Origin of the sequence: Stenotrophomonas sp. 3diitr2024 (assembly GCF_042136455.1) — a bacterium.
Classification (GTDB): Bacteria; Pseudomonadota; Gammaproteobacteria; order Xanthomonadales; family Xanthomonadaceae; genus Stenotrophomonas; species Stenotrophomonas sepilia.
In genome coordinates, this window is the sequence record NZ_JBHHMJ010000768.1 from 1 (window position 1) to 744 (window position 744).

1 protein-coding gene is annotated in these 744 nt (G+C 66.0%); it reads right to left on the bottom strand.

Features of this window, described 5'->3' with window-relative positions:
- Positions 1-63 precede the first annotated feature (63 nt).
- The gene (locus tag ABGA94_RS20325) at positions 64-582 is read right to left on the bottom strand and encodes a cytochrome c5 family protein (RefSeq protein WP_065178404.1); all 519 of its coding nucleotides are present in this window, start codon (positions 580-582) and stop codon (positions 64-66) included.
- Positions 583-744 lie beyond the last annotated feature (162 nt).

A 744-nucleotide genomic window follows, 5' to 3' on the forward strand; every position in this document is an offset into this window, starting at 1 on the left:
TGGCCGGCAACCTCATGACCCTCGTGCGATGTGTGGTTGCCGGCCAGCGGCCGGCACTACCGCTTACTTCAGATTGGCCAGCATCCAGTCCACGGTGGCGTGGATCTGTTCTTCCGTCAGGGCCGGGTTGCCGCCCCTGGGGGGCATGATGCCGCCGTCGGGGCCGGTATAGCCCTCGATGGCGTGCTTGTAGAGCGTGTCCTTGCCCTGCGCGATGCGCTTGTCCCAGTGCGAATGGTCCAGCGTCGGTGCCATGCCCACGCCGGTGGTGTGGCAGGCGGTGCACAGGTTGTCGAAGATCACCTTGCCATCCTTGGTGCCGCCGTAGGCCACCTGCGACGCGGCCTTGGCCAGCGCGGCGGCCTTGGCGGCGGCCTGCGCGGCAGCGCCGGTACTGCCGGCATAGACCGCGCCGGTGGGCGAGATGCGCTGTTCGGTGCGCTTGGCCGCGGTCGGCGACACCTCGGGCGGAATCCGGGTGTGGATGTAGGCGGCAAGGAGGATGAGGCCGAGGGTGATGGTCGCCAGCAGCGCGATCACCATGGAGAAGCGTTTCAGGAACTCCAGATCGTAATTCCGCACTCTTCGTTACCCCTGGCTGATAGTCGTTGGACCACGGCTGAGCGACTGCGTGATGGGCCGAGTATAGAACGCACTTTGCGTGCGACAACAGGCGTCACTGCTGATGCGGCGCAGCATGCCGGGGCTGGGGTCAGATCCCTTTTGCGCCGCAAAAGGGATCTG